This is a genomic window from Faecalibacterium sp. I2-3-92, assembly GCF_023347315.1.
GTDB lineage: Bacteria > Bacillota > Clostridia > Oscillospirales > Ruminococcaceae > Faecalibacterium > Faecalibacterium duncaniae.
Genome location: NZ_CP094470.1, coordinates 1,071,538 through 1,095,691, shown reverse-complemented (window position 1 = coordinate 1,095,691; position 24,154 = coordinate 1,071,538). Strand labels below are relative to the sequence as shown.

The window sequence follows — 24,154 nt, the reverse complement described above, 5'->3', positions numbered from 1 at the left end:
TTCTCACCTCCTCTCTACGCCACTAGGTAGGGCGTCTAATGGTCGGCCATGTGTCCTTGCCGCTGCGCTCAAGGAGTGCAACGTCAAAGGGCTTGCGGCCTATATCCTCAAGCGATGAATAGAACCAAACGACCATATCATCGCACTGGGGCTCGTCTACGATGGAGAAGATGCGCCGGAGCTCGTCCTCCGGTGCGTCTGCCGGTGCTGCGCACCACTTGACGATGCGCAGCCTCCCGGGGAGCTGGTATCTCTCGACCCGCTCCACATGGTACTTAGGCTTAAAAAGGCGGCGAATAATCGCCGAAACGATGCGGTCAAGTGCTTTCCACATGGGGCTCCTCCTCCGGCATAATGATTTTGACGTTGGGGTTCTCAATCAGAGCCTCAATCTCGGATAAATCGGCTCCGAATGCAATCCGTAATTCAAGCGTTGCGGGCTGTCCTGCGTCATGGTGCAGGGTGTACCCGTTTACGATGCTCGCCAGCTCGATGCCGTCGATTTTGAGACTAGGCCACTTTCCAACTCGGGCTTCGTCGATGGTAACTTTCATGTGTAGTCCTCCTCGTTGATGCCTGCGCGCGCCTTGTTCTGCGCGTCGAGTTCTTTCTCCCACTCGCCGTCGTCCTCCGCGATGGCCTGCGCTTGGAGGGCCTGCCGCTCCTCAAGGGAGAGACCGAGCACCTCCTCACTAACTACCGGCTGCAAAAGGCAATGGCAGTTGACGCTCTCTCTCGGCGGCAAACAGACGTCTCGCGGGGTCATGGGGTAGTAGGTATTTCCGTCAGCTCCAATCAGGGTGAACGGCTGCCCTTTTGGGACGCGAACGCCGTCCATATCCACATGGTTCTGTCTCGGGTCGTTCCGGTATGCTCCGGTGTGTTTCCACATCTTCTCCTCGACGGCCGGGCTCTGGATGTAGCTTTCGAGCTGCGCATAGCCGTGCGCCCGGAGCACCTCCGTCAGGGCCACGCGCCGCGCGCGGTAGCCCGGGGAGCGGATGCCGCTGTCTGCAATGATGTTTGCGACGTCGTTGATGCCCTTGCCGTCGTTCAGGCCCTTTTTCAGGACTGCCTCGATTTCGGTCTCGGTGTCCAGCTTCATAATGTCGGCGAGGTCGCTGCTCCACGAGCTTATCCAATCGGTTGTCCGCTTGGTGAGCTTCGTAACGGTGAGCTCTGCATCCGTTTTCTGGACGTAAGCCTCAACATACGTCGGCATGATGGTGGAAAACTGAGTATGGAAAACATCGAAAAGGTCCTGCGACAGCTTGCTCTTGTTCTTGAACTTCGGCCAGTTGTCCTTGAAGAAAGTTTCAAGGTCGATGGCGTCCGCCAGCTCCTTGAGCAGGTCGTCGGCGTTGTCCTCGAGGAGCTTCGTCACGACCTCCTCGATTTCGTCCACGGTGTTCAGGCTCTCTTTTGCCTTGAGGTATCCCTCCATCGTGAGCTGCTCGTACAGGTCGTTTTCTGCTTTGGCGAGGTATGCGTCGATGGCCTTGATTAGGGGTCCGCAGCGTAAGCACTTCACTCCGCGTCGCCCTCCTCCTGTTTCATGTCAGCCAGCAGGCGGCGGACCTCTTTCATCACGGCGACGAGCTCCGTCTCATTAGCGGCTGCCGCTTTCTGAATCTGGCCGTCGAGCTGTTCCTCTACGCTAGGCCCGCCCTGCTGGGCGTTCTGTGCGGGCTTTGTCTCCGGTTGTGTGTTTTTCTTGCCAGCGTCAGAACCGACATTCTGCGCCACGCTGGGGCCGTTTCCAGCCACGGTGATGGCTGCGGCCCGCTGCTGTGCGTTGGTAAACGCCAGCGGAATGTCGCCCCACTCCTCGGGGAAGTCCTCCGAGGTCTCGCCGAGGGCCTTGTACAGGACGCTCTTTGCCTTGTTCGGGGTGAGGCCGCCAGCGTTGTTGCAGACGGTCAGCAGCTTGTACAGGTCGTCCGGGTTGGAAACGTCCGGCGCGCGGAAGAACACCTCGACGTACTTGAACTGATAGCAGTTGAGCAGCCTGTTGTTGATGGCCCACGCCAGACGCCGCCGCTCCGGCTGGAATACCTGTTTCTCGGTCACTTCCATGGCGGTCTGCGCGGTGGCGCGGTTGAAGTCCGTCGTGTATCCGGTGTACAGGTCCGGGAGCTGGAACGCGCTCTGCACCTTCCGCCGGTTGTTTTCGAGGTAGTCTTGGAAAAGCTCGTCCTTTTGCAGGATAGCTGCAAGGTCCTTGACCTCGACCTCCGGCCGGTTCTCGGCGTTGAATCCGGTGCGGTTGTCTGCCGCCTCCGTTTCCAGAACCATAAAACTGTGCTGGCCCGCCTCGCCTCGGATGCCGTTCATGTACTCCTTGAGCTTGGCGAAACTATCGTCCGTCAGGCTGCCGCCTTTCACCATAATCAGCAACGGGGTGTGTCGGCCGTTCAGGAAATAGTTATTGTTGAGGCTCTCCGCTCTCCGGGCCCCATCTACGGTAAGGATGGAACCAACCCACCGGACCTTGCCGTATGTTGCGGTCCCGATGGCGAACTCGATTATTTCGTTGGCGCGGCTCTTGAACTCGAGTTCGGTGACGTACTCTCCGCTCGTCGGGTCCATGATTCGCGGGTCTCCGAACTCCTTGTAGTAGACCGTCTTGCCGTTGACGGTCTGCTTATACTTGCGGAACTTCCTCATGCGGTTCTCGGTGTGGTCCCGGTGGAAATACGTCACCTCGACGCGCGGGTCCAGCCTCCGGCTCTTTTCCACGCTGGGGGTGTCCTCGATGAACTCGAGCTGTATGACGTTCCCGTCCATATCCCGGATGACCTCTGCGTATGCGCAGCCGTAGGTTTCCCGGGCCTCCACGATGTCCTCAAAGAGCTCATTGCTTTCCTGCTCCATGTTGAGCATCTCGACGACCTCCGCCGCCCGGTCCCATTCCGCTTTCATCTCCGGGGTTTCGTCCGCGTCCGCAAAGTCGTCTTTGTACCGGATGTCGATGCCAAATCCGGCGATGTTTGACTTGTAGGCCCGGATGCACTGCGGGAGTATGGTGCTTTCGTCCACCATCTTGGAAAGCCCTCGGAGGTCGAACGGCGGCTTTGTCCAAATACCTGCCGTGCACGCCTCCTCCGGCGAGATTTGCAGGGAGCCGTCTGCTTTGGCGATGGGCTTCATCCCGCCGCGCTGCTCCGGGTCGTCCGCTTTAACGATGCGGACGTTTACCCGCTGCTGGGCGGGCTGCTTCTTGTCGCTCACTTCTTAACGTCTCCTCTCCTCTTGGGTTTGACCGGCAGGCACAACAGGAGGATGCAGTCGGCCTCGTCGGGCGAGTGCATCCCGCGCTTTTTCATGGCGTCCTTGCTCTCCACGCGGATTTTGGCGTCGTCGGTCATGGAATACTTTCGTGTGGAAAGCTGGCCGACGAGGTCGTTATCGTTCGGGAGAATGAGCTGGACGGGCTTCTGTGCGCCCTCCGGCGTCTGCGGTGCAAGTAGATTCTTTACGACGCTCATCATGTAGGTGGTGCTATCGTAGTAAAAGTCATGGTGTATGCGCTGGCCGAAGTAAACGGGGATAATATCCATCCACCAGAACCGCTCCGGCTGCTCGCGCTTTACGCGCCGCAGACGGTCCGTGACGCCGCCGCCGAGGCCGCTGTCGTCTATCTTGATGGGGATAGCCTTGTCGAACCGGTACTTTTCCATGAGCTTTAGGCCGAGCTCCATGATGTCGTCGGCCGTCTGCATAAGGTCCTGCCCACTCTTTCGCTTGTAGAACATGGCCTTTTCGTCCACCTTGTAACCGATTACGGTGCGGTCGTCACCATAGCGGGCAACGTCGCAGCCGATGTCGATGCGGGCGGGCTTTGTCGGTTCCGTCCACTCGGTCATAATGGATTTTTCGACTAGCGGCAGAGGGATGAAAACATCGTTCTCCTGCCGGGGGAACTCTCCGGCGACACGAACACGGAAAACGTCCGAATCCTCGCCGTACATCTGGATGATGGTTTTGACGAAGTCGTCCGAGACGCGGCTGCTGTTCCGGCCATCAACATGGAATGTGGTGTAGCTGCCTCTGTTCTTATGGTGGCTGTCATAAAAAAAGCCCGACAACTGTGTCGGGTTTCCGCACATGAGCAGCCGCGCTCCGGGCGTCGAAAGTGCGCCCAGCACCGGCTCGAACACCTTGTCGTCCACGCCGCTGGCCTCGTCGATGATGTAGAGGATGTCGTCAGCGTGGAATCCCTGCAGGGCGTCCGGCTTGCTGGCCGTTCGGGCCACAGCGAACCACTCCTCGGGGTACTGCTTCATGTAGACCTTTTCCTTTGTCCACATCAGCTCCCGCTCGAGGGCTTTATTGTTGCGCAGCCACTTGCTTATTTCCGCCCACAGAATATCGAATAGCTGATGCTGCGTCGGGGCCGTGCAAGGGATTTTGGGAAATGGCCGGGTTGACATAAACCAGATAACGGTCCACGCCTCGACCGCGCTCTTGCCGATGCCGTGGCCGCTGCGGACGCTCGTCATCTGATTCTTTGCCACAGAATCCAATATGGCGCGCTGGTTCTTGTCCGGCGTAACGTGGAGCAGGTCCTCGACAAAATCAGCCGGGTTGTCTGCGTAGTACAGGATAGCCTCTTGGGTCATCACGTCTGTTCTCCTCGTTTCCGGTTCTCGTATGCGGCCGCGATTTCATCGGCGAGGGAGAGCGTTGTTTCCTCCTGCTCCTCCGCCGTCTTGCCTCCGGCCGTGACGCCTGCCTCCTCCATCCGGTTATCCCGCTCAAGCTCTGTGGCCTTGTCGAGGAACTGGATAATGTCCTTTGGCGTCATCGACCCGTCCGGCAGATTCTTGAGCTCCGCGAGGGCTTTCTCTTGGAGCTGCAAGGCGATGCCGATGTGGCGGGTCCTCATTTTTTTGTACTTTCGGAGTGCCTCTTGTCGGGCTACGTCATCCAAATGGTTGTCATACGCTCGGCAGCGTTCTCCCCACTTTTTCTCGCGGCTCCAACGCTTGATAAGCGTGTCACTCTTGGATAACTGTTCGGCAACGACCCGTAGGCTCCTGTTTGAGCCCATGTCTCGGTAGATGGCAAATGCCTCGTAGGCCTGCGCGCTTTCGCCCGGTTGACGCTCCCAAAGGTCGTCTTTGGTCCTATTCGGCATTGTCCTCCTCTCCTCACTTTCAGCTCTGTCCCGGGCTGCGAGGCTCCGCGCCCGTAATCCAGAATAGGGTGCTTTCCGGTGCGATGCCGGAGCTTCTAAACCACTGCATCGTCTTTGCCTCGTAATGAGGATGCAGGCGAATGCCCCCCCATGTAGCCGCTGCGGACTTCTCATAGACGAATCCGGGGCTGTGGAAAAGGTCGTGGTACTCAAACTCTCGGTCTGCGCCGTACTTTTTGAGGGTCTCATGGATGAATCCGCGCCGGTCCGGGGCCGTGGCTACGAGGTGCATCCTCTTGACCCGTTTCCCGTACCTGTGCAGTCCTATCATCACGCCGGTGGCGGTGATGCCGCTGCCGCAGGTCATCACGAGGTTTTCTATATCGTCCGGGAGGTTCTCTGTCTGCGCCGCAACTGCGGTTAGCAGCGTGTCGCCGTACCCGATGATATTGATGCCGTACTGGACAATAAAGCTGTTTTCCTGCGCCGCCAGCTCTTTTGCGCGGGCGTGTAAAATGCTGTGGCGGCCGGAACGTGCTGCGAGCACTATGGACGCCCCATATTTCATCGCCAGCCGGGGCATAGGCAGAGCCGCAACGCTCTCCCGGGTGGTTCCGCCGTACACGATTCTGCACGGCATCCCGTTTGCCCGGGCAACCGCTGCGGTGATGGGTGCTTGCGGGGAGTGGATGCTGCAATACGTCAGCAGGCTCTTGTAGTCCTTCTTGACGCTGTTCACCAGCATCACGCATTGCCGGAGCTTTCCTCCGTTCACCTCTCCGGGGCCAAACGGGGCATAAAGGTCGTCCCGCTTGATGTGCAGCCCGTCCACCTCCTGAACCGGCGTCAGGCTGTACTCATTCATCCAGTCCAAACACCTTTCTGTGGTAGTCGGTCTTTTTGGCAAGCTCCTCCTGCATCAGGCCGTAAAAGCTCTGCTTTGCAATTTTGCGCCCGCTGCCCGCGCTCTGGTTCAGCGTCTTGAACGGTCCGCCCGTCCCGACTTCTTTCATCTTTTCCGTCGGCTCCGGGTTCTTGCCGTTCATCAGCATACAGAGGTTATACTCGTTCGGCCGGAATCCGGGCAGGCCGTCGATGCCGCAGCAAGTCATGCTGTCGCCCATTGCGCGGAGCCTGTTCTCGCCGCTGTAGAATTTCAGGCCGTACCGATGGCACTCCGCCTTGATGGCTTCAAAATCGTGCCGGAGGCGGGGCAGCGGATAGCAGAAGTCACCGCCGATTTTCGTCATGCCGGGTTTGGCCTTAAAGAACTTCATGCCCTCCACGATGACGCCGTAGGCTCCTGCCTCCGCGATGCGAGGGATGTTCTTCATAACGTCATGGAACACCTCGGGCATATACGGCTGGATGCGGACGATGGTGCGCTGCACTCTGGCCGATACCGTCTTGAGGATGGCGAGCCGCTCCTCGTAGCTGGGCGTCCCGCGTTCGAGGCGGTCGTACTTGCTGCACACCATGCTGATTTGCAGCACACAGTTGCACTGTGCCAGCAGGTCGAGGTACTCCGGGTCCGCAATGAGGCGGCCCTTTGTGCTCACCACAAACGGATATTTCGTCTCCGCCAGCAGCTTGAGGCATTCGTAGCTGGCGCGAATCTGCTTTTCGACCGGCTGGAACGGGTCACTCATGCCTCCCCAGTGGATAGGGATGTTCCAGTCGCACCACTCCGTTTCGTTGCCGCGCTTGCCCTCGATAAAGGAGCGCAGGCCGTCTACGCTTTCGTCGCGCTCGATGTGGCTAATGTCGTTCTTCTTCTGTGCGAAGCAGTACCGGCAGCCGTGTGAGCAGCCGCGATAGGTGTCGAAACGCACAGGAAGGTTACAGAGAATAATCTGGCTCCCGCATTTGCAGCCCATTAAATCTCACCTCTAATCTTCTGGACGATGACGGCAACAAGGTCCTCTTTGCCGTTGTCCTTTATGTACTCTTTCAGGACGTCGCGGTCCTCCGCGCTAAACTTGAGCGAGATGTTGAACGTCTCCTCGATGCTCTTGAGCTCGCTGTCGAGGAAGTCGCCGTCCACGAGGGCGTCCACGTTGTTCTCAAGGGCCTCGATTTCGTACAGGTCGAATCCCGTCTCCGGGGCTGCGTCTCCAAGGCCGTCCAGCAGCTCCTTGAGCTTTACCTCGTCCCATTCGCCGGTCACTTTGTTCATAGCGATGTTGAGCTGCTTTTCTGCGGTCTCGTCGAGGTCCACCACGGACACGTCCACCTCGGTTACGCCCTCGTTCATAAGGACGGTGAGCCTCTGGTGGCCGGACACGACGCGGTTGGTGCGCCTGTTCCAAATGACAGGGACGACCATGCCGAACCGCTCAATGTTCCGCTTGAGCTTCTCGTACTCGTCATCACCGGGCATCAGCTCCACGCGAGGGTTGTACTCCGCGCGCTCCATGTCGGTGATTCTTTTTTTGATAATTTCCATCAGATAAGCCCCTTCGCCTTGTTCACGAGCAACTGCGCCAGTTCGACCTTGCCTGCGGGGTTCTCGTCAATGTACTTATCCATTGCCTCATGCACCTCCTCGGGCAGGGTGAACGTCATGGTGTAGCTTGTCGGCTCGCTCTTGCCGGTGTCGGAAAAGTCCTCGTTCAGCAGGTCCTCGATATGGTCGTATGTCACCTTGAGGGCGTCGAGTTCCCAGTCCTCGAAACCAGTGAGGGCCATTTCGTCCTGCTCTTTCAGCTCGTCCAGAATCGCGGTGAGCTTTTCGTTGTCCCACCGGCCGGAGATTTTGTTGAGCGAGACGTTAAGGATGCGCTCCTCCTGTTCGTTGAGCTCGACCTCGACGACTTCGACCGTCTTGTAGCCCTGCTCCACCAGCACCTTGAGCCGCTGATGGCCGCCTACGATGTTGCCGGTGGTCCGGTTCCATACGATGGGCTCAACATAGCCGAAAGTCTCGATGCTCCGGGCCAACTTGTCGTACTGCTTGTCGCCCGGTGCGAGGTCTTTCCTCGGGTTGTAGTCCGCCGGATGGAGGTCGCTCACCGGCAGGGTGATAATTTTCATCTGCCGTTCCTCCACGACCCTTTTCGGGTCTATAACACATAAAAAAATAAGGACCGCCCGGAGTCGGGCGGTCCTTTGTCAAGAAGGGGAATTTATTATGATGCCAAGAAATTGTCTCTGTGCGCGGTTTTACCGCCTACATTGTATCTCAGACCTTGCGCCCTGTCAATGCCGCGTTTATGCCCCAGAACGGGTCGTTTCGTTACATAGTTAAGCCTTCTTGATGCCGTCGATGCCGAAAATCAAGGCCGACAGTGTGGCACAGGCTGCGTCCACATCCTTGTAGACGGTTCTCTTGTCGATGCTTTCCATCTCTGCTACGGCGGCCGGAGAGAGGGGCCGGTCCCGCAGATACAGGGCCTCGATAACGCGGTAGTGCCTCTGTTCGGCCTCGTCCAAACTGTTCCCGCATACCGCCTTGTAGATGTCGAGCATCCGGTTCACATGGCGCATGATAATCTGCGTCCGGGCTGCGGACTTCATGATGCTTTCTACCTTGAGGTCGTCCTCAAGCAGCTCGTCCAGTGCCTCCACAATTTCTTCAACGCTCTCCTCGCCGGTCGCTGCGCTGGCCGCGTCGTATACTGCATTGGCACAGTTGGCATTAAGCGTGGTATAGTTACGCAGCAGGAGCTTTGTGTTACGGAATCTCCGGTCGCTACGGCTGTCCCGGAACTTCTTGCGCTCCTGCTCCACGGCCTTGATGCTGGCCTCCGCTCCGAGGCGGGCAGCGTCCGTCACAGCGGCTTCTACGCTCTCCTGTATCTCTTTCCCCAAGATGGCTCGAACGGCAGCAACAGCCGCCTTTGCCGCCACCTCTGCGGCCATTACCACAATTTCTTTTTCAGTCATTATGTTCCTCCTCGGTAACACCCGGCAGCTCGTCGAGCAAGGCTTTGGAAATTTTCTTGAGTGTCTCACAGGCAGTCACCACTTCGAGTGCGGAGACCCCGCTTTTCTTCATGGCCTCTGCGAGCTTGCCCGCGCTGTCCTCCGTGATGGGGACACCCATAAATGAGAATATCGGTTTTTCCATGTTCGGCTGCTCCCTCCGTATTTCGTTCACCAGCATAAAGCGTTCCGGCGTCGTCCAGTTCATCAGGCGGCTCAACCTGCACACGGCCGCGCGCCACTCGTCCGTCTCTGGCTTCGTCCCGTAGGACATCCCGCAGAACGCCGTGAGCACGTCGCTCGCGCACGAGAGCTGGTCGATGTCGTCCATCGTGGGGATGTCCCGCAGCAGGTCCGGGGTAAAGCCCGGGCCAAACCGTACCGCGTATTCCTTGAGGTCCGGCTCCGTGACATAGCTCCGGCCGTACCGCTGCTTCATGCTGCGCCAGACTGTCCACGGGATTCTGTACATCCGTAGCCCGTCGAATGTGGCGACGATGAAGCAGTGCGCGCCGAGGGCTTCGTAGGAATCGAGCTTTTTGGCCTGCTCCGGGAGAACGCGGTCTTTGTTCAGCCTGCCGGTCCCGGTGCTCTTTGCCTCGAACATCACCGCGCGGCCGCCGAGCATGACGCCCTTGAAGTCTGGTTCCGCCTTTTTGGTGTAGACTGCGCGGAACTGGCCCGTTTTGTTCGGCTGGCTTACCGGCCGCATGGGCTCCGGTGTCTTGCTGATGTCCGCGCGGCCTGCCTCCGCCAGCCGGGTGCAGGATGCCTCGATTCTCTCCTCGAGCTGCCCGCCCTGCGCGCGGCTCCGGGCTCCCTGCAATGCCCGGAGCGGGTCCTTTACCGCGCCGCTCATTCGAGGTAGCCCTGCTGGCGGGCGAACTCTTCGATTTTGTAGGCGGTCGCGCTCTTGATGCCCTTGCACTCTCCGGCGTTGAGCTGCTCGAGGAGCTGCGGCAGGGTCTTGCCCGGGGCCGGGGTCGATGCGCGCTGGGCCTCGGCTTCGGAGTAGCCGGTGTTGTAAGCCTCTTCCCGGATGTGGTCGATGTGCTCCACGAGCTTGTCGTCGGTCATCTTGCGCAGCTTCACGGCGCGCTCATGTACATTCTTCTCCTCGCCGGTCATCCGGCAGTTCCTTTTCTTCACTGGGCTCCCTCTCTTTCCAGCCGCTTGCAGCGGCCATCCTCATAGGCCATGCACTTCTTTTCCGAGCACCAGCCGAAACGCTCCGTTGTAATCTCGGTCCGGCTAATCCACGAGTAGCTCACTTCCCGTTTCGTGCTTTTCTTGTACGGGCAAAACATACCATCATCTCTCATTGTGCTGTCTCCTATAAAACATTCATGTGAAGCGGCTGCCCGGTGGCAAGCTGCCGATGGATAAACTCACGCTCGAGGCAGTTACTCACCATAACGAGGGCTCGCAGCTCTCCGGGGAGAATCTTGCTGTCGAGATAGAGCTTCTCAATTTCCGGCCCCCGCGCGTGGAGCTCCCGGATGGCCGCCTCCGCGTCCTCCCACTCGGTCAGGTCGTACAGCTCGCCGAGTGCCTTGTCGAACTCACTCTTTTCCGGCATCGCTGGCCTCCTGCTTTGCTGCCTCTTTGTCCAGATTGTCCTTGAGCCGGTCGAGCTTGTCCCATACGACTTTCGTGATGTTTACCAGCTCGTGAGGGTTAAAAATTGCAAAGAGCTGCACCAGCATGATGAAAACATCAGCAATTTCCTCCTCGATGTTCGAGTGTACTTCCTGCGTCTCCCTGTTAAACGGGGTATCATACTTGCGCTTGCACTCTTTGAGTTTGCAGAGGGCTTTGGTGAGCTCCGACATTTCCTCCACAGCCTTGGTGAGCTGGGCGTCTTTGCCGTAAGTGCCGATGGCGCGGTCGATGGTCTGCAAGCCCTCCGGCATAATCTCCGGAATGAGCGCGTCCTCGTAGTGCTTGAGCTTGTCGCGCAACGAGGCGAGAGCCCACGAGAGGGTGTAGTGCTCTGCAAGCAGGCCCTCGATGGTCTCCGGGCCGTCGAACAGATGCTCGCACAGGGTCATGTCGAACTCCTCCGGAGTTCCCTCGGTGTCAATATCTGCGTTGTGCGCCTTGATAAGCTGCTTCATGTAGTCGTTGAGGCTGATGCTCCGGCTGGGCATCTGCACCCAGCCGTCCTCGCCGCGCACGAACAGGTTGAGAGCCTGCTCATAATTCCCATCCGGGGTGTCGGTCGTCATTCTTCTCTGCGGAAACATAAATTTTATCCTCCAATTTTCAAATTTGATGGTTAAAGATTGAAATGCGCTTGAATCATTTTCAAGTTTCGGGGTTAGATTTTGCTTTATCGGTTCTGCTGTTCCACCTTTGGATGTCGTCTGGCGTGTCGAGAAAAAACATCCCGAATCCCAAAACGCAATCAGGCGTTTCGGGATGCTTCCAATACGTAATGCCGATATTACTACTTATCGCTTCACCGGTTTCGGTATTGACGACCTCCCTTTTTTCTGCAATGCGGCACGGATTCGCTCCGCAAAACGGGCAGGACAGGATCTCTACTTGTCTTTCTTTCATTCCTGCCCATCCTCCGTGTATTTATTGTCGTAGAACATCCCGTCTTGCCCGATGGAAAAATCTTCATCTTCCCAGTATGCGCCGCAACCGTTTTCACAGGCCGCTACGCTCTCGCTTAGTTCTCCGCTTCTGGATACATAGCGTTTCGGAACTTTTCCGTCTTTTCGGATTGTGTAGTCCCGTGCGTTCTGGTAAAATTCCGAATAAATAATTTTCCCGCCACACCTCGGGCATCGGCCCCGAATGACTCCGTTCACGTTTCATCCTCCTTTTTTGTTTTCTTCAACTGGCGGCCGCACTCCGGGCAGAAGTTCAGCGGCCGTCTTTTGTGAGTGTAGGTTGAGGCAAGCCCGCAGCCCTTTCTGAGGGTTCTCTCATAAAGGCAGACGTAATACTTTGTGTATAACTCTCTGCCGGTCTTTGGCCTGTGCTTCTTGCTCCACTCGTAATCTTCGCAAAATTGGCAGTTCATACGCTTTCCTCGATTACTTTGAGGTCATACCCGCTCTTGACAAACTTCATGCACAGCTCGTGGTTGATGCCGTTGCCGAGGTTGGTGTAGATGTACTCCATGTCCTCCGGCGTGAATTTGGTGTCGAGCAGCTTGTTGATGCCGTCGAGATGCTCCTTGCGCAGCGGCTTTGTGAACGCCTTGAACGCAAACCGCGATACACCCTCGATGACCTCCGCCTTGAACTCGTCCGGGGTGCTGCAGTGGTTGAGGTTGATGTATGTGTTCGTCCTCGGGACGAGAATCAGCTCGAAGTTCATGGTGACGTAGGCTTTCGGGAAAGCGCGCTGAATCTTCCCGCACCACGGAGCCGCGAATGGGCTGAACCACGGCAGCATATAGCTGCTGAGCTCCTGCTGACTGACTGCTGGGGCGTCCCGAATGTGGTCAATGCAGCACTCGATGGCCTCCCGCTCTGCGAGGCTGTCCGCCTCCTCGAGCCAGCCGTTGAATACACGGACGATTTCCTCTGCGTTAATCGGTTTCATGTTGCTCCTCCGTTTCATCCTCCATCTTGAACCCGCAGACCGGGCAGAAGTTCCAGACCCAGCTGTCGAAATCGCTTTGCGAAATTTTGGCATTGCAATGGGTGCAGCGAATTGCCGGTTCCTCGTGACTGTTGTTTTCATCATCGACGATGATAAACTTCAATTCCTTGTCCTTCACCCACTTGGCATGACCGCGCAGGCTCTCTGGGTCGATGGTGGGAGCCTCATCCACGCTGTTCAGGGCGTCCTTATAGCAGCATTCTTCAATAGTGAACGGGTTACTGGCATGGAGATTCATTTCGATGCGCTTGTGCAAAGCGTTCGCGTCAATCAATCTTACTTCTTCCATTTTTGATAGCCTCCTTTACAAACTTCAAAGCGCGTTCTTTGAGCGGAATGCGCTGGCAGAGCCTCCCTTTTCCGGCGTTCCGGGCTGAAATCACCGGCATAACGCCGACGACCTCGATTTCGTCACACTCGCGGTGTTTCTTCCGCCCTGCTTCGTGTCCGAGGTACTCCGCCTCTTTTTGGTCGTCTGCCATGACTGCGACGCCGAAGTAGCAGGTGGAGCTCTCTGCCCTGCCCTCAAGGAACACATCATACCTCGGCATCCGGTTCCTCCTCGTATTGGTGAACATCGACGAAGATGGCTTTCTTCCACGGGAGCGCGTTGTACGCCGCCCGCGTCTCCTCCTCCGTCATGTTGTCCACGAGCTCCGGGTCATAGTGTTCACAGAGGACGTCGTTCATCTCTGAAATATCGTCCTCCCGGTAGTAGGTTCTCTCTCTGCCGATGACGAACTCCTGAACCGCGCTCTCTCCCCATGAGCCAAGCCAGCAGTAATACTCGTCGCCGCTGACAACATCCCCATCTACACAGGGAATGACCGGGAGCTCCGGGTTTGCCTGCATGAGCTCAAGGAGCTGCGTGAGCTTTTCGCTCTGTTTCATGTCATCCCATCCTTTCTTTTCCGGGGCTCCGCCCGGGTTGCTTTCTGCTCGGCGGCCTTGCACCATACATAGGCCACAACAACTATTACTGACAAGGCGACGGCCGCAAAGGAAAGCCAGTAAGTTAAGGTTTCCAGCAGGTCGTCAAGCTCTAAAAGAACCTCGTACATAGTCACCACTCCTTTACCTGAATTTCTTCTTGAAACTGCGCACGATGGCTCGGTGCGTCCACCTACGGCAGTAGGGGTTTCGGACGCTCCCGTCGTACTCCTGCTTCATCTTCTGGTATGCCGCCTTGTTCTCCGCATACCGTTCGCAATGGTCGTGGCATCCCGGGTGTCTGTCCGGGCACTCTTTCGGGCAGATAGTCATAAGCCGAGCATAACGCTGGCCCGTTTCCGGGCGGCCGTCATGGTTTCGTCGTACTTCGCTGCGCTGTATACCGCGAGCGGAGCCACTGCCCGGGCTGCTCTGGCCCTCCTGAATATCTCCGAGTAGACAGCGGCCGTCTCGTATACGCTGGGGCCTCTGCCCGGGGTCGAAAGCATCCCCTTGCGGTCGTCGGTGTCAGTGACGCGGAGGTCCTCTTTGAGGGCGTCCTGTACGCATCTGCGCAGACGGTCGAGGGCGAGGTCCTTATCCTCTTTTTCCCACTCGAGGTACTGCTTGTAGTTGTTCATGGAGTTCTGCTTGAGGCGCGCCAGCCGGTCTCTCCCGTAGCCGAACGTCTCGTGACAGGTGGCCGCCATAACAAGCCACGCGATTTCTGCGCCCTGATTGCTTGCCATGCGGAGCTGCTCCTCCCGGCGTCCTCTCGGAGCTCGGTCAACCGGCAGCCGGACCTCAAAATCACAGATGCCTTTGAGGTTCTCCCTCATGGCGTCCGTTGCGTTCTTGCTGCTGCCGTATAGGATAGCCGTCTGGTATTTTTTCTCAAAAGCGTCCATCTCGTTACACGCCCGCAGGAGGCGGGACGCGCCAATGCCGTCGTCTTGGTGCATAGAAACGACGATGCACCACATAAAGAGCTGCGCGGAGCGGTCGCGCTGGTCCTCGCGCTCCTGCTGGATGTTGTGGGTCAGTGCTTTCATCATCCAGCCCTCCTTACGTCGTATAGCAACGCTTGGCCGGGTTCCACGTGAGCTTCGGGATGCTCCGGCCGCAAACGCAGGAGAACTTCTCGTTTACGATTTCGGCGTCCTCGACGTTCGTCCGACCGTAGCTCTCCTTCTTGCAGACCGGGCAGGTGAACTCGAACCGTGCCAGCGCGTCCAGCGGGATTTTCGCGCCGCACTTCCGGCACTCGTTGGTCGTTTGCGGTTCGCGCAAGAACTGTACAAACTCGCTCTTGCATTTCGGGCAGCGCAGGAGCATGAGCCCCTTTGCGCCGACGGGCGTAAGCCAGCTTACCGGCTTCTTGGGGGGGGGGGCTTTCTTGTCCGCCGTGGAAACTACCGAGGCGGCCTGCTTCGGCTCGCTGGTGACGCTCTTTTCCGCCTCCGGCGCGCTGTCGCCGTTGTACAGCGTCGTGGTCTTGGCGATGGTCTCGAGTGTTTTGAGCGCGGTGTCGAGCTCTGCGGGGCTCTTGCCGGTCAGCGTGACGCTCACATCCGGTTCTCCCTGAAACTTGAAAATTTCCATCGAGACTTCAAACTTCGTACTTGCCATGTCGGTTATGCCTCCTGTTTCTTTTCTTCCAGCTTGTTTGACGGGTCGAATTTCCTGCCGTCCTCGACGCCGCGCCATGCTGCGTCGAGCTCTCCAACCGTCTTTGGCTGGGGCGTCTTTTTGAACTCTTTCGGCGGTCCAATCTTTTCGAGCTCGTCTTTGACCTCCTCCGGGACTTTCAGCACAAGGCCGTATTCTTGATTTTCCTCATTCTGTCTTGTGAACGCCTCGTATACACCTCTGGCGAACCCATAGCCGTAGGAATCGCAGATTTTTGCAATCTCCTGCGGTGTGTAATAGTCCCGGTGCTGTTTGCGGAGCTTCTTCTGCTCCGATTTAATGCACCGGACCGCATACCGGAATATCTTTACGCAGATTTCAATATCGCCCTCCAAGCCGATAAATCCGACGTGCCAAACGGTTGTTTTTGCGCTAATTTTGCATCGAAACGCCGAGCAGCAGTAGTTTTCTCCAATAACGATTGAGAGCGGGTCCATCCACGAGTTTGCTTTCTTGGAAAACTTCTCGCCGATGGCCCGTTTTATGACCGTAGTGTTCCGTTCCTCGAGGTCCCGCTCGCTGAGCTTGTGCTCCGCCATAAGCTTGCGGGCCTTGAGCAGGGCGAGCTTTGCCTCCTCCGGCTCCGGGCTCTTTGCAAGAGCGAGGAGCTTTCGGATTTTGTCCTTGTAGTCCATTAGGCTTCAACCTCCTGCGCTACAACTCCCAGTAGCTTACAGCGTGTAAGCATCATCCTCTCTAGCGAGGACTGGTACTTCTGAACTGGCTCCGCAGAGCCCTCAAAACACCGTCCTGCGTACCGCCATGTGCCGCCCTGTCGCTTGAACGTAAGGTAGGTCGGCTGCCAGCGTCCGTTGACATCCTTTGCGGTGCTGATTTCTCCGCCCACCTGCAACAGGCCTGCGCGGTTTGTGCGTGGCGGTAAGACGTCAAGAAAGTAGCCAATCAGGTCCTCGTCTACCTCGTCGCCCGGTTCGAGATAGTCCTCTGCGGTCGGGAGGCCGCTCTCAAACCATTTCCCGAGCGTCTTGAGGCCGGTTCCTGCGCACTCTGCGCGTTGCCTCTCGACTTCGTTGGCAATTAACGCCATCTGCGTGTTGCTCAAAAAAATGTCGCTGCCGTCGTCGAGGCGGAGATAAACGACGCCCGCCTCGAGGAGTGTTACAGGGAGGTCGAGGTATGTCGTTGTCGCTCCGCTCCTGTCAACTACCGGGATGCAGATGCGCTCGCGGGCGGCTCGTCCGCCCCTGTGGTAAAGTATCCTGTCGAATGCGTACCTGCGGCAGTCGCATTTCTCGGTGCAATAATTGACCGCGTCGTCCGGCCACAGGCCGATAATCATAAGTCGCTTCATGCTGTCCTCCTCAAACGTAATCGGCGTACCGGGTGCTGATGCTCTGCACCCACTCTTCGTCCAGCTTGTTGAGGTATGTGCTCCACGCCTCCTCGTAACTGTTCCACCACCATTTCCGGCTCTTGAGGGCAACAATAAGCTGCTGCCGAGGCTTCATAACGAACTTGATGTACGCCCGGTCGCCCATCGTGTAGGCGACGAGGTTCTCGTCCTCGAAAAACTTCTGCCGGTTCAGGTTTGCGAGTTTGCCCTCTTTCCCGGCCGCGTAGAGCTTGGCGATGACGCTGTTCTTGCGCCAGCGGTACTTTTCATGGAGCTTCTCGTAATACTCCATGAAGAGCTCCGGGTCCTTGTTGGCGAGCTCGCATAGGCTCGCGGTAGGATTAAGCGTCGGCCGCTCGATGCAGAATTTGATGTCATCGACCAGCCGCGCAATCTCCTTTGCGTCCTTGTCCTCGATACGGCCCTGCCAGACTTGCTCCTGCAGGCCGTTGAACCACTCCACGAACTCAGAGGAAAGGCGGAGAATGGTGTCGCTGTGGTCCAGCTTCTTTGCGTTGTACCGCGCCGGTCCTGCGACGGCGACGCTCACATGGGCTGCCTCGTGCCGGAGCTGCTCGCTCCACTTGGCATAAATCTGGTCCACGATTTTCTGCTTGCGGCTGTCCGGGATGTTCCAGCTCATAACTTTCTGGCAGTAGACCTCGTACTCGTGGGCCGAAATGTCGCCGCGCTGGCCGCTCATGCTGTTGCTGTTCGCCTGATGAATGAGGCTCTTGTCCAATTCCTTGATTTTCACCTCACTCATGGTAGACCTCCTGCCGGTTCAGCGGCGGTTTAGGGATAGAGGGCTTCTGCGGGGCCAAAACCAGCTCGTAATCGGATGCCTGTTGCGGGGCGAGCGGTGTGGCGTACTCAATGTAGCCCCATGCTTTATTGTCGATTTCCTCGCAATAGGTCCGACCGCTCTCGAAGTTTACGATTTCGGTAACGCTCTCCGTAGAGGGGATTCCGCCCACCATCAGCGGGCGGCGTGTGCTGTAATATCTGTAAGCCATAATTTTCTCTCTGCCTCCTGCAATTCAAATGCGAGCTCGTCAAGCTCTTTCTCGATTTCCTCCGCGTCGTGGACAATCTGCCGCGCGCCCGGAACGCCCTTCGTACCGTTCTGCTTTGCCTCAATCCACATCGCAATATGCTCGTCCGGGTCAAAGCTGTCGGAGTAGTCCAGAATCTCGTCCGGGAAGTTCTCGACTTTCACGCAGACAATGAAGTCCTCTCCGGCCGGTGAATACCACTCGAGCTCAACGCGGCCGTCGTCCGTATAATCGCAAACGCTCCATTCACGTTTCTCGAGAATATCCAAATACGCCTGCGGCAGCTCCTCTTTTGGCCTTTCGGTCTTATTCGAGCGGTTCGGGTCCAGCCAAATAGAGATGTTGTAGATGTACTGACCGCACCGAACGCATACATCATGTTTGCCCCAATATCCGAGCTTTTTCATGCCTCGGACGCTGCCGGTATAATGGATTGATGGATGCCGTTCTTTTTGCTCGTCAGTTAATTTCATGTACTTCAACGTCTGCTGCCTCCTGTTCTATAATCGGGCCACGCCATCGTGATGACCGTTGAGACCTCCCGCAGGCGGCTTATGATGGCCCGGGCTTTTGTGCCGTCTCCGCCTTTCGGGGTCAGTGCTCGCACCAGCTCGTCGGCGTTGTAGTTCGTCGTGATGATGGTCGGCTTCATATCCTCGTACCGGTCGTTCAGGATGGAGTAGAGGGTGCTCACGCTCCAATCGGTACATTGCTCTTTCCCGAGGTCGTCCACAATGAGCAAATCGACCGTTTTGTACGCTTTGAGTATCTCGTACTCGGTGGCGTCGCTGTTGTCGAAAGCCTCCTTGATGTCGGCCAGCAGGTCGCCGGACGTCTTGCAGACGACCGGGACGCCGCATCCTATGAGCTGCAAGGCGATGGCGGCCGCGAGGTGCGTTTTGCCGGTTCCGTATGTTCCCTCTATGTAGAGGCCCTCGCCACGCTCTGCGCGCTGTGGAAAGCTGTCTGCATAGGTTTTGGCCGTGTCGTAGCACCGCCGCCGCTCCGGGGTGTCCCGGATGAAGTTGGCGAACGTCCGCTGCTGGAAGCGTTTCTTGATGCCGCTCCTGCCGAGCAGCCTCTCGATTTTGGCGCGCCGTTTGGCCTGCGCCGCCTCTTTCTCGGCCTCCGCCTTTTGTCTGGCCTCCTCTGCGTCCGCCTCCGCCCATTTGGCTTTTGCCTGTTCACAGGTGCATCTCTGCGGGAACGGGGCAAACATGAGGACCGTTCGGCCCATCACGAGGGCCTCGTGGTACAGTTTCCGGCCGCAGAACTCGCACTCGACCGGCTCCGGGATTTCGCGCTGGCAGTTGTAACCACCAGCCAGAATATCCTTGCTTGTCGGCCGTCGGTGCTGTGTGGTCTCAGCCGAACGAGCCGAATCCGCCGGACGGAGTGAATCCAGCATAGCCGTCATCGTTTCCACGCTGCTCACCTCCTGTGTAGTCGTTCATGTAGCCTTTTGCATTAAGCCAGCTTGCCGGGTTTGGCGTGAATTGCCGCTCCCGGAACCGGCTGTCATATTTCTTTGCGGCCTCAACCGCCGCGATGATTCTGTCGGTCGCCGCGTCGTCCGGCTCCGGGTTGATTTTGGCCCACGCCCGCTCTGCCGTGGCCCGGTCCACCTTTTTCGGGTAGGCCGCGTAGAAGCGGTCAAACCGTTCGGCCTGCTCTGCCGAGAGGCTCCCGGCTTTACGCCGGGGAGCTTTCGGTTTGTCGTGCTCCTCCGGCGTGGGCTCCGGTACGGCCGGTGGCGTTTCCTCCGCCTCTGTGGCCGCTGCAGGCTCCTGTGCAGGGCTTTCCGCCCTGCGGCCGGGAAAGTTATCGACCGACGGTTTCGTCGGTGCTGCGGTGCGCTTTGAGTAAAGCTGGCGGAGGTTCTCAAGGAGAGACTGCACCCAAATGACGCGGCAGCTCTCCCACAGCTCTTTGTCCACCTTTCCCATGGAGGCGAGCGTGTTCAGGATGGCCTCCGCCGTTTCGGCTGTAACTCCGGTGACGGCGAGTAGGTACTCCCATCCCATCTTGTCCCAGCAGTCGTAATACTGGCCGTCTGCCGCGCAAAGAAGTTCGAGCAGCTTAAACCAAAAGGCATACCCGTCGTTTCCCCAGTTCTTTTCAAGGATGAACTTTGTCCGGCTCTTTTCCCCGACGTAATGGGGGAAGTAGTCGGCGGTCTGCCTGTTGCTTCTTCCCAAGTCTCGCACCTCCTTTCTGCTGGTGATTTCAAGAGTAGATGACCTTGCTGCCCTCCGCCGTCTTTACAACGTCAACGGCCTGCGGGAAACGGGCTTTCATCTCCGGGTCGTGAGTGATAGCCATAATCTTGAGCGAGGAATACCGTTTCTGGATGGCCTCGAGGGCGTCGCAGTAGGCCTGTACACCCTTGTCGTCGAGGAACGGCGGCTCGTCGATAAACAGGAATCCGAGCTGCACTCCTGCGGTGCTGCTCTTGAGCTCTGCCAGCGCAAGGATGACCGAGAGGGCCGCCTTAACGCGCTCGCCGCCGGAACGGCTCATATAGGGCAGAGCTCCGGTCGCCGCGTCGTTTACGATGATGTCCAGCGCGGTGACCTCTTTCTTGCTGTTGCTCTTGAGGGTCTTTTCCATGCGCATCTCAATGCTCATGTGGCCGCCTGACATCTGGCTGATGATGCTCGTCGCGGTCGCCTCGAACAGCGGGACGATGCTGCGGACGATGTTATGCGGAATACCGTCCTGAGAGAAAGCCCGCTTGAGCTCCTCATAGCCCGCTGCAAGCTGGCCCTGTTCCGTCGCCTGACGGCGAAGGACTTCGAGCTTTGCCTCTGCCGTCTCGATTTCTTCCATCTGCCTGCGGCTGTGTCCGGCCTGCTGGTCCAGCTCTTCAATGCGGATATTGTCCACCGTGAGGGCTGCATCCGCCTCCGCGTACTGCTCCTTGAGTTCGTCAACATCAGCCTGCGCCTTTGCGAGGGTCAGAATCTCCGCATTGATGCCATCAATCGCCGTCCGGGTCTTTTCTGCGTAGGTCAGGAGCTCCGTGAGGCGGGTCTGCGCTGCGCTCTTTTTAGCCTCCGCTGCCGGGAGCAGCTTTTCCAGCTCGATGTATTTCTTAACGTCCGAAAGCTGCGCCTCAATGCTGGCGAGCTCCGCTGCGTTCTGCCGGAGCTTTTTCAGCTCGTCCTCAACGACGAAACGGTCTGCCTCGAGGCTCTCGATATTGGCCGGAATGGTTTCAAGCTCCTCGTCGATGGCCTTGATGCGCTCTTTAACTTCCGCGAGGCGTTCTTTCTGCGCCGCCAGCTTTGCGAACCGCTCCGAGGCTTTCCGCAGGTCTGCAACGAGGAAACGCTGGGCCTGCAAATCCTTGCGGCAGTTGAGGCCCGTTGCCTTTTTCTTTGCGGCCTGATACTCAGCGTCGAGCTGCTCGGCGCGCTCCTCAGCCTGCTGCCGGTAGGTTTCCAGTTCCGTCTCGGCCGCAGGCAGTTTCTTTTTCGCCTCCACTGCATCCTGCAGGAAACGGCATTCCGGGTTCTCGACCGGGCAGCCGCAGGTCTCGAGCATGATGGCCCGGGAGCGGATATGTGTGACCTCGTTCTCTTTTATGTCGAGCCAAGACTGTATCCGCGCGGTTTCTGCGTTCTTGGTTTGGAGCAGCTTCATGGCCTCTTGGTCTGCTGCGAGATACTGCTCGTCCTGTTCTTCCAGCGCGGTGAGCCGTTCGCTCGCTCCTGCGAGGTCTGCCGCTTTCCGCTCGAGCTCGTCATAGTCCGCGAGGGCCTGCTCATAGCTCCAACACGTTGCCTGTGCAGAAAGTTTTTCGGCCTCGAGACTGCCTTTCTTTTTCCGCTGGGCAGAGAGCGCGGCCATAACGTCCCGCAGCTTTTCTTCCTTGGGCTGAATCAGGGCCGCCGTTCCCAGCAGCTCCTCCCGCCGTGCGGAAAGTTTTCCGTAACTCTGGCTGCCTGCCTCTACCTCCTCGCGCTTATCGAGGAGAGCCTGCGCATCGGAAATCTGCGCTCTGCAAACAGCCTGCGCGCTGGCGTTCGCGTTCTTCTCCGCAATCCAAGAGCCGAGCTCGCTGGCGAGTTTTTCCGACCGCTTCTGTGCCTGCTTGGCAATGTCGAGCTTTGTCTGCGCCTCGCTCATGGCCTTTGTGTGGATGGCCCTGTCTGCTACCGCGCTGGCCTTTTCGACGGCCGTCTTGTTCATGGCCGCCTCGACCGTTGCCTTGTCCGGCATCGTCCGCCCGGTCTCCTCCTGCAAATCCGCGACGCGCCGGAGCTCCCGGTTGGCGTCTGCTGCCCGGTTGGCCGCCATGCTCTCCATGCGGTCATAAATGCCGAGGCCGAGGATGTTGCCGAGAATTGCCATGCGGTCCGCCTTGTCGGCCTGCAAAAAGAGGCCGTACTGGTCCTGCATGATAAGGCCGGTCGCCTTGAGCGTCAGGCTGTCCATGCCGATGGTGTTCTCGATGATGGCCTGCGTATCGCGGTATTTCTCCGCGCTGCGGTTCTGCCAGCTCTCGTCCACATACTCGGAGAGATTCAGCGTCGCCTTGCCGCTCTTTGTGCGGGTGCGTGTCACGCGATACAGCTTGGTGCCGAGGTAAAACGTGAACTTGATGGAACCGCTGCGGGCATCCGGGTCGTTGCAAATCCAGCCAGTGAGGTCGCCCTCCCGGGGCTCCTCGAAAAGGGCGTCCAGCATGGCGTCCATGAACAGGCTGGACTTGCCTGCGCCGTTCTCGCCGTTGATGGTTGCAAAGGAAATGCCGTCGTAGCTGAACAGTTCGTCGCGGTAGTTGCGGTAGTTCTTGACCTCTATTTCCACCGGCATAAACAAGCCGGTCGGGGTCTCAAGGCGGCCTTTTTCCATTGCCTCCGAGATAATCGGGCGGGCCAGCTCGATTATGCGCTGGGCGTCCTCCGGGCTCTTTTCCTTTTCGGCGAGGTACTCGGCGAGGTTCTGCTCCGGGCTGTTGTCGCCATGGAGCTCGTCGCGGTTCACGCTTGTCGTGATTTCCTCCGGCGTGATTTCGGAGACATAGAACACACCACCGTCATAGAGCCTTTTCTCAAGGACAGCTTTGTTGAAAGCCTTGTTTGTTTCGTCCGAACAGGTGTAGAGAACGCGGACGATTTTTCCCTTGAGGCGGTCAGGTACAACGACCCGCTCCGCGCTCAACATTGTGCAGACATCGTCCTCGTTGAGGCGGATGGTCTCGAACTCCCGGTAGGGCGTTTCGATGTACTCACTCCATGCCTCCCCGTCGTCGTCGATGTCGTGGATGTAAAAGCCTCGCGGCTGGCCCTCGTCGTTGAAGTTGAGGCCTGTAATGCTGCCGCAGTAGAACACCGCACGGCCTGCCTCCGGGAGCTGCTGCGGCCGGTGGATGTGGCCGAGTGCTACGAGGTCAAAGTCTGCAGCTTTCAGGGTGTCTGGGTAGATGACGGGCTCAAACTGTGCAAATAGCGCGGTCTGGCCGCTCTCCATGTTGCATCCCGGGACAGTGAAGTGCGTAGACAGGATGCTCGTCACACCGGGCTCGCACTGTGCTTTCAGGCCGAGAACGACCTTTGCCAGCTCGTCCGTGAACACCTGCGTTTCCTCCTCTCGAGAGAGGCCCGGGTGCGCTGCCCGGTGTACGCCACGGTCAAAGCCCGGAATACACGCCACATCTACGCGCTGCCCGTGGTAGGTGTGGATGTGGATCACCTCCGGCTCCGTTACGACGCTGACCGAATCATCGCCGTAAAAAGCCGTCGTCAGCATCTCGAACTGCTCCTCGCTGTCGTGGTTCGGAGTGCCACGCAACACGACGGTCGGGGCCACGTTGGAAAGCCGCCGGATGTGGTCTATGGCTGTCCGGCTCTCGCGGAGACCTCTGTCCGACCATACGCGGGCCTGATGGAAAATGTCGCCAGAGACGACGATAAGGTCCGGCCGGTGCTCCTCCGCGTACATCGCCTGAAAATCAAGGCAGCGGCAGATGTCCTGAAAACGGGCATTCTGTCCGCCGACCTCTGGCCCGGGGAAACTGCCGATGTGCCAGTCTCCGGTGTGCAATACTTTCAGCATCACATATCCTCCCTGAGCAGCTCTTTGATGATGTCGTCGAGCTTGCCGCGCCGCGCTGCATCCGCACGAGACTTCGCGCACTGAATATTCCTCATTTCATCTTCGGTCGGAACCTGCGCGTAGACCTTGTGGCCAGAGCTGATGCTGAACGAAATGTAGTCCAGCGCGAGCTTTGCGAGCTCGGTGCGGTCCGGGCTGCGGAACGTCCCGATAGGGCAGCAGGTGCGCTCGGCGTTGGTGTAACGTCCGCCGCCGGAAATAAAGATGGTCGCCATGAGCTGTGCCTCGTGAGGGATTGTTTCAGTCTCCTTGACCTCAAACATTGCCACGTTGTCCGAATTGACGGCGACCATGCCGTCCTGCGAAAGAATCATCATA

At 58.0% G+C, this 24,154-nt stretch carries 34 protein-coding genes; all 34 read right to left on the bottom strand.

Going from position 1 to position 24,154, the window contains the following annotated elements:
• Positions 1 to 22: 22 nt before the first annotated feature.
• A complete protein-coding gene (locus MTP42_RS05285) occupies positions 23 to 334 on the bottom strand; it encodes a hypothetical protein (RefSeq protein WP_238077780.1) in 312 nt (103 codons plus the stop codon).
• The gene (locus MTP42_RS05280; protein ID WP_249258116.1) at positions 318 to 554 is read right to left on the bottom strand and encodes a hypothetical protein; all 237 of its coding nucleotides are present in this window, start codon (positions 552 to 554) and stop codon (positions 318 to 320) included. Before MTP42_RS05280 ends, MTP42_RS05285 begins: the two co-directional genes overlap by 17 nt.
• Positions 551 to 1,531 (bottom strand): phage minor head protein, encoded by a 981-nt coding sequence (locus MTP42_RS05275; protein ID WP_238077782.1) that lies wholly within the window; start codon positions 1,529 to 1,531, stop codon positions 551 to 553. The genes MTP42_RS05280 and MTP42_RS05275 overlap by 4 nt, the downstream gene beginning before the upstream one ends.
• Positions 1,528 to 3,231, bottom strand: a complete 1,704-nt coding sequence (locus MTP42_RS05270) for a phage portal protein (protein ID WP_238077783.1) — start codon at positions 3,229 to 3,231, stop codon at positions 1,528 to 1,530. The genes MTP42_RS05275 and MTP42_RS05270 overlap by 4 nt, the downstream gene beginning before the upstream one ends.
• Complete coding sequence (locus MTP42_RS05265) at positions 3,228 to 4,625, bottom strand: terminase B (RefSeq protein WP_442899453.1); 1,398 nt, start codon at positions 4,623 to 4,625, stop codon at positions 3,228 to 3,230. The genes MTP42_RS05270 and MTP42_RS05265 overlap by 4 nt, the downstream gene beginning before the upstream one ends.
• A complete protein-coding gene (locus tag MTP42_RS05260) occupies positions 4,622 to 5,140 on the bottom strand; it encodes a hypothetical protein (protein ID WP_117505024.1) in 519 nt (172 codons plus the stop codon). The genes MTP42_RS05265 and MTP42_RS05260 overlap by 4 nt, the downstream gene beginning before the upstream one ends.
• A gap of 19 nt (positions 5,141 to 5,159) precedes the next feature.
• Positions 5,160 to 6,005 carry a pyridoxal-phosphate dependent enzyme gene (locus MTP42_RS05255; RefSeq protein WP_249258300.1) on the bottom strand — a complete coding sequence of 282 codons (846 nt, stop codon included), beginning with the start codon at positions 6,003 to 6,005 and terminating at the stop codon, positions 5,160 to 5,162.
• A complete protein-coding gene (locus MTP42_RS05250) occupies positions 5,998 to 6,972 on the bottom strand; it encodes a radical SAM protein (RefSeq protein WP_249258115.1) in 975 nt (324 codons plus the stop codon). The genes MTP42_RS05255 and MTP42_RS05250 overlap by 8 nt, the downstream gene beginning before the upstream one ends.
• Before the next feature lie 44 nt (positions 6,973 to 7,016).
• Positions 7,017 to 7,586 carry a ParB N-terminal domain-containing protein gene (locus MTP42_RS05245; RefSeq protein ID WP_249258114.1) on the bottom strand — a complete coding sequence of 190 codons (570 nt, stop codon included), beginning with the start codon at positions 7,584 to 7,586 and terminating at the stop codon, positions 7,017 to 7,019.
• Complete coding sequence (locus tag MTP42_RS05240) at positions 7,586 to 8,173, bottom strand: ParB N-terminal domain-containing protein (RefSeq protein ID WP_238077788.1); 588 nt, start codon at positions 8,171 to 8,173, stop codon at positions 7,586 to 7,588. The genes MTP42_RS05245 and MTP42_RS05240 overlap by 1 nt, the downstream gene beginning before the upstream one ends.
• Before the next feature lie 210 nt (positions 8,174 to 8,383).
• On the bottom strand, positions 8,384 to 9,025 hold the full coding sequence (locus MTP42_RS05235; RefSeq protein WP_238077789.1) for a hypothetical protein: 642 nt from the start codon (positions 9,023 to 9,025) through the stop codon (positions 8,384 to 8,386).
• The gene (locus tag MTP42_RS05230; protein ID WP_249258113.1) at positions 9,018 to 9,923 is read right to left on the bottom strand and encodes a Holliday junction resolvase RecU; all 906 of its coding nucleotides are present in this window, start codon (positions 9,921 to 9,923) and stop codon (positions 9,018 to 9,020) included. The genes MTP42_RS05235 and MTP42_RS05230 overlap by 8 nt, the downstream gene beginning before the upstream one ends.
• Entirely contained in the window at positions 9,920 to 10,213 is a 294-nt protein-coding gene (locus MTP42_RS05225; RefSeq protein ID WP_238077791.1) for a hypothetical protein, read from the bottom strand. The genes MTP42_RS05230 and MTP42_RS05225 overlap by 4 nt, the downstream gene beginning before the upstream one ends.
• Positions 10,210 to 10,386 carry a hypothetical protein gene (locus MTP42_RS05220; protein WP_238077792.1) on the bottom strand — a complete coding sequence of 59 codons (177 nt, stop codon included), beginning with the start codon at positions 10,384 to 10,386 and terminating at the stop codon, positions 10,210 to 10,212. The genes MTP42_RS05225 and MTP42_RS05220 overlap by 4 nt, the downstream gene beginning before the upstream one ends.
• 11 nt (positions 10,387 to 10,397) lie before the next feature.
• Positions 10,398 to 10,643, bottom strand: a complete 246-nt coding sequence (locus MTP42_RS05215; protein WP_249235655.1) for a hypothetical protein — start codon at positions 10,641 to 10,643, stop codon at positions 10,398 to 10,400.
• A complete protein-coding gene (locus tag MTP42_RS05210; RefSeq protein WP_249258112.1) occupies positions 10,627 to 11,310 on the bottom strand; it encodes a hypothetical protein in 684 nt (227 codons plus the stop codon). The genes MTP42_RS05215 and MTP42_RS05210 overlap by 17 nt, the downstream gene beginning before the upstream one ends.
• Positions 11,311 to 11,371: 61 nt before the next feature.
• Positions 11,372 to 11,626 (bottom strand): hypothetical protein, encoded by a 255-nt coding sequence (locus MTP42_RS05205; protein ID WP_249258111.1) that lies wholly within the window; start codon positions 11,624 to 11,626, stop codon positions 11,372 to 11,374.
• Positions 11,623 to 11,883 carry a hypothetical protein gene (locus MTP42_RS05200; RefSeq protein WP_238077796.1) on the bottom strand — a complete coding sequence of 87 codons (261 nt, stop codon included), beginning with the start codon at positions 11,881 to 11,883 and terminating at the stop codon, positions 11,623 to 11,625. Before MTP42_RS05200 ends, MTP42_RS05205 begins: the two co-directional genes overlap by 4 nt.
• A gap of 211 nt (positions 11,884 to 12,094) precedes the next feature.
• On the bottom strand, positions 12,095 to 12,625 hold the full coding sequence (locus MTP42_RS05195) for a hypothetical protein (RefSeq protein WP_249258110.1): 531 nt from the start codon (positions 12,623 to 12,625) through the stop codon (positions 12,095 to 12,097).
• Complete coding sequence (locus MTP42_RS05190) at positions 12,612 to 12,974, bottom strand: hypothetical protein (protein ID WP_238077798.1); 363 nt, start codon at positions 12,972 to 12,974, stop codon at positions 12,612 to 12,614. The genes MTP42_RS05195 and MTP42_RS05190 overlap by 14 nt, the downstream gene beginning before the upstream one ends.
• Positions 12,952 to 13,236, bottom strand: a complete 285-nt coding sequence (locus MTP42_RS05185) for a hypothetical protein (RefSeq protein ID WP_238077799.1) — start codon at positions 13,234 to 13,236, stop codon at positions 12,952 to 12,954. The genes MTP42_RS05190 and MTP42_RS05185 overlap by 23 nt, the downstream gene beginning before the upstream one ends.
• Positions 13,223 to 13,576, bottom strand: coding sequence for a hypothetical protein (locus tag MTP42_RS05180; protein ID WP_129872751.1), 354 nt, complete (start codon positions 13,574 to 13,576; stop codon positions 13,223 to 13,225). Before MTP42_RS05180 ends, MTP42_RS05185 begins: the two co-directional genes overlap by 14 nt.
• On the bottom strand, positions 13,573 to 13,746 hold the full coding sequence (locus tag MTP42_RS05175; RefSeq protein ID WP_154251255.1) for a hypothetical protein: 174 nt from the start codon (positions 13,744 to 13,746) through the stop codon (positions 13,573 to 13,575). Before MTP42_RS05175 ends, MTP42_RS05180 begins: the two co-directional genes overlap by 4 nt.
• A gap of 198 nt (positions 13,747 to 13,944) precedes the next feature.
• Positions 13,945 to 14,670: a hypothetical protein gene (locus MTP42_RS05170; protein ID WP_129872750.1), complete on the bottom strand. Its 726-nt coding sequence runs from the start codon at positions 14,668 to 14,670 to the stop codon at positions 13,945 to 13,947.
• Between the two features lie 10 nt (positions 14,671 to 14,680).
• Positions 14,681 to 15,244, bottom strand: a complete 564-nt coding sequence (locus MTP42_RS05165; RefSeq protein ID WP_249258109.1) for a hypothetical protein — start codon at positions 15,242 to 15,244, stop codon at positions 14,681 to 14,683.
• A 5-nt stretch (positions 15,245 to 15,249) separates the two neighbouring features.
• Positions 15,250 to 15,939, bottom strand: a complete 690-nt coding sequence (locus MTP42_RS05160; protein ID WP_129872748.1) for a DUF2786 domain-containing protein — start codon at positions 15,937 to 15,939, stop codon at positions 15,250 to 15,252.
• Positions 15,939 to 16,616 carry a hypothetical protein gene (locus MTP42_RS05155; RefSeq protein ID WP_249235650.1) on the bottom strand — a complete coding sequence of 226 codons (678 nt, stop codon included), beginning with the start codon at positions 16,614 to 16,616 and terminating at the stop codon, positions 15,939 to 15,941. Before MTP42_RS05155 ends, MTP42_RS05160 begins: the two co-directional genes overlap by 1 nt.
• 10 nt (positions 16,617 to 16,626) lie before the next feature.
• Positions 16,627 to 17,424, bottom strand: a complete 798-nt coding sequence (locus MTP42_RS05150) for a hypothetical protein (RefSeq protein ID WP_249235649.1) — start codon at positions 17,422 to 17,424, stop codon at positions 16,627 to 16,629.
• A complete protein-coding gene (locus tag MTP42_RS05145) occupies positions 17,417 to 17,674 on the bottom strand; it encodes a hypothetical protein (RefSeq protein WP_249258108.1) in 258 nt (85 codons plus the stop codon). The genes MTP42_RS05150 and MTP42_RS05145 overlap by 8 nt, the downstream gene beginning before the upstream one ends.
• Positions 17,638 to 18,195: a hypothetical protein gene (locus MTP42_RS05140; RefSeq protein ID WP_238077805.1), complete on the bottom strand. Its 558-nt coding sequence runs from the start codon at positions 18,193 to 18,195 to the stop codon at positions 17,638 to 17,640. The genes MTP42_RS05145 and MTP42_RS05140 overlap by 37 nt, the downstream gene beginning before the upstream one ends.
• Positions 18,192 to 19,130, bottom strand: a complete 939-nt coding sequence (locus tag MTP42_RS05135; protein ID WP_238077816.1) for an ATP-binding protein — start codon at positions 19,128 to 19,130, stop codon at positions 18,192 to 18,194. Before MTP42_RS05135 ends, MTP42_RS05140 begins: the two co-directional genes overlap by 4 nt.
• On the bottom strand, positions 19,078 to 19,911 hold the full coding sequence (locus tag MTP42_RS05130; RefSeq protein WP_249235648.1) for a Lin1244/Lin1753 domain-containing protein: 834 nt from the start codon (positions 19,909 to 19,911) through the stop codon (positions 19,078 to 19,080). Before MTP42_RS05130 ends, MTP42_RS05135 begins: the two co-directional genes overlap by 53 nt.
• A 28-nt stretch (positions 19,912 to 19,939) precedes the next feature.
• On the bottom strand, positions 19,940 to 23,776 hold the full coding sequence (locus tag MTP42_RS05125) for a metallophosphoesterase (RefSeq protein ID WP_238077806.1): 3,837 nt from the start codon (positions 23,774 to 23,776) through the stop codon (positions 19,940 to 19,942).
• Complete coding sequence (locus MTP42_RS05120) at positions 23,776 to 24,153, bottom strand: hypothetical protein (RefSeq protein ID WP_129872742.1); 378 nt, start codon at positions 24,151 to 24,153, stop codon at positions 23,776 to 23,778. The genes MTP42_RS05125 and MTP42_RS05120 overlap by 1 nt, the downstream gene beginning before the upstream one ends.
• Between the last annotated feature and the right edge of the window lies 1 nt (position 24,154).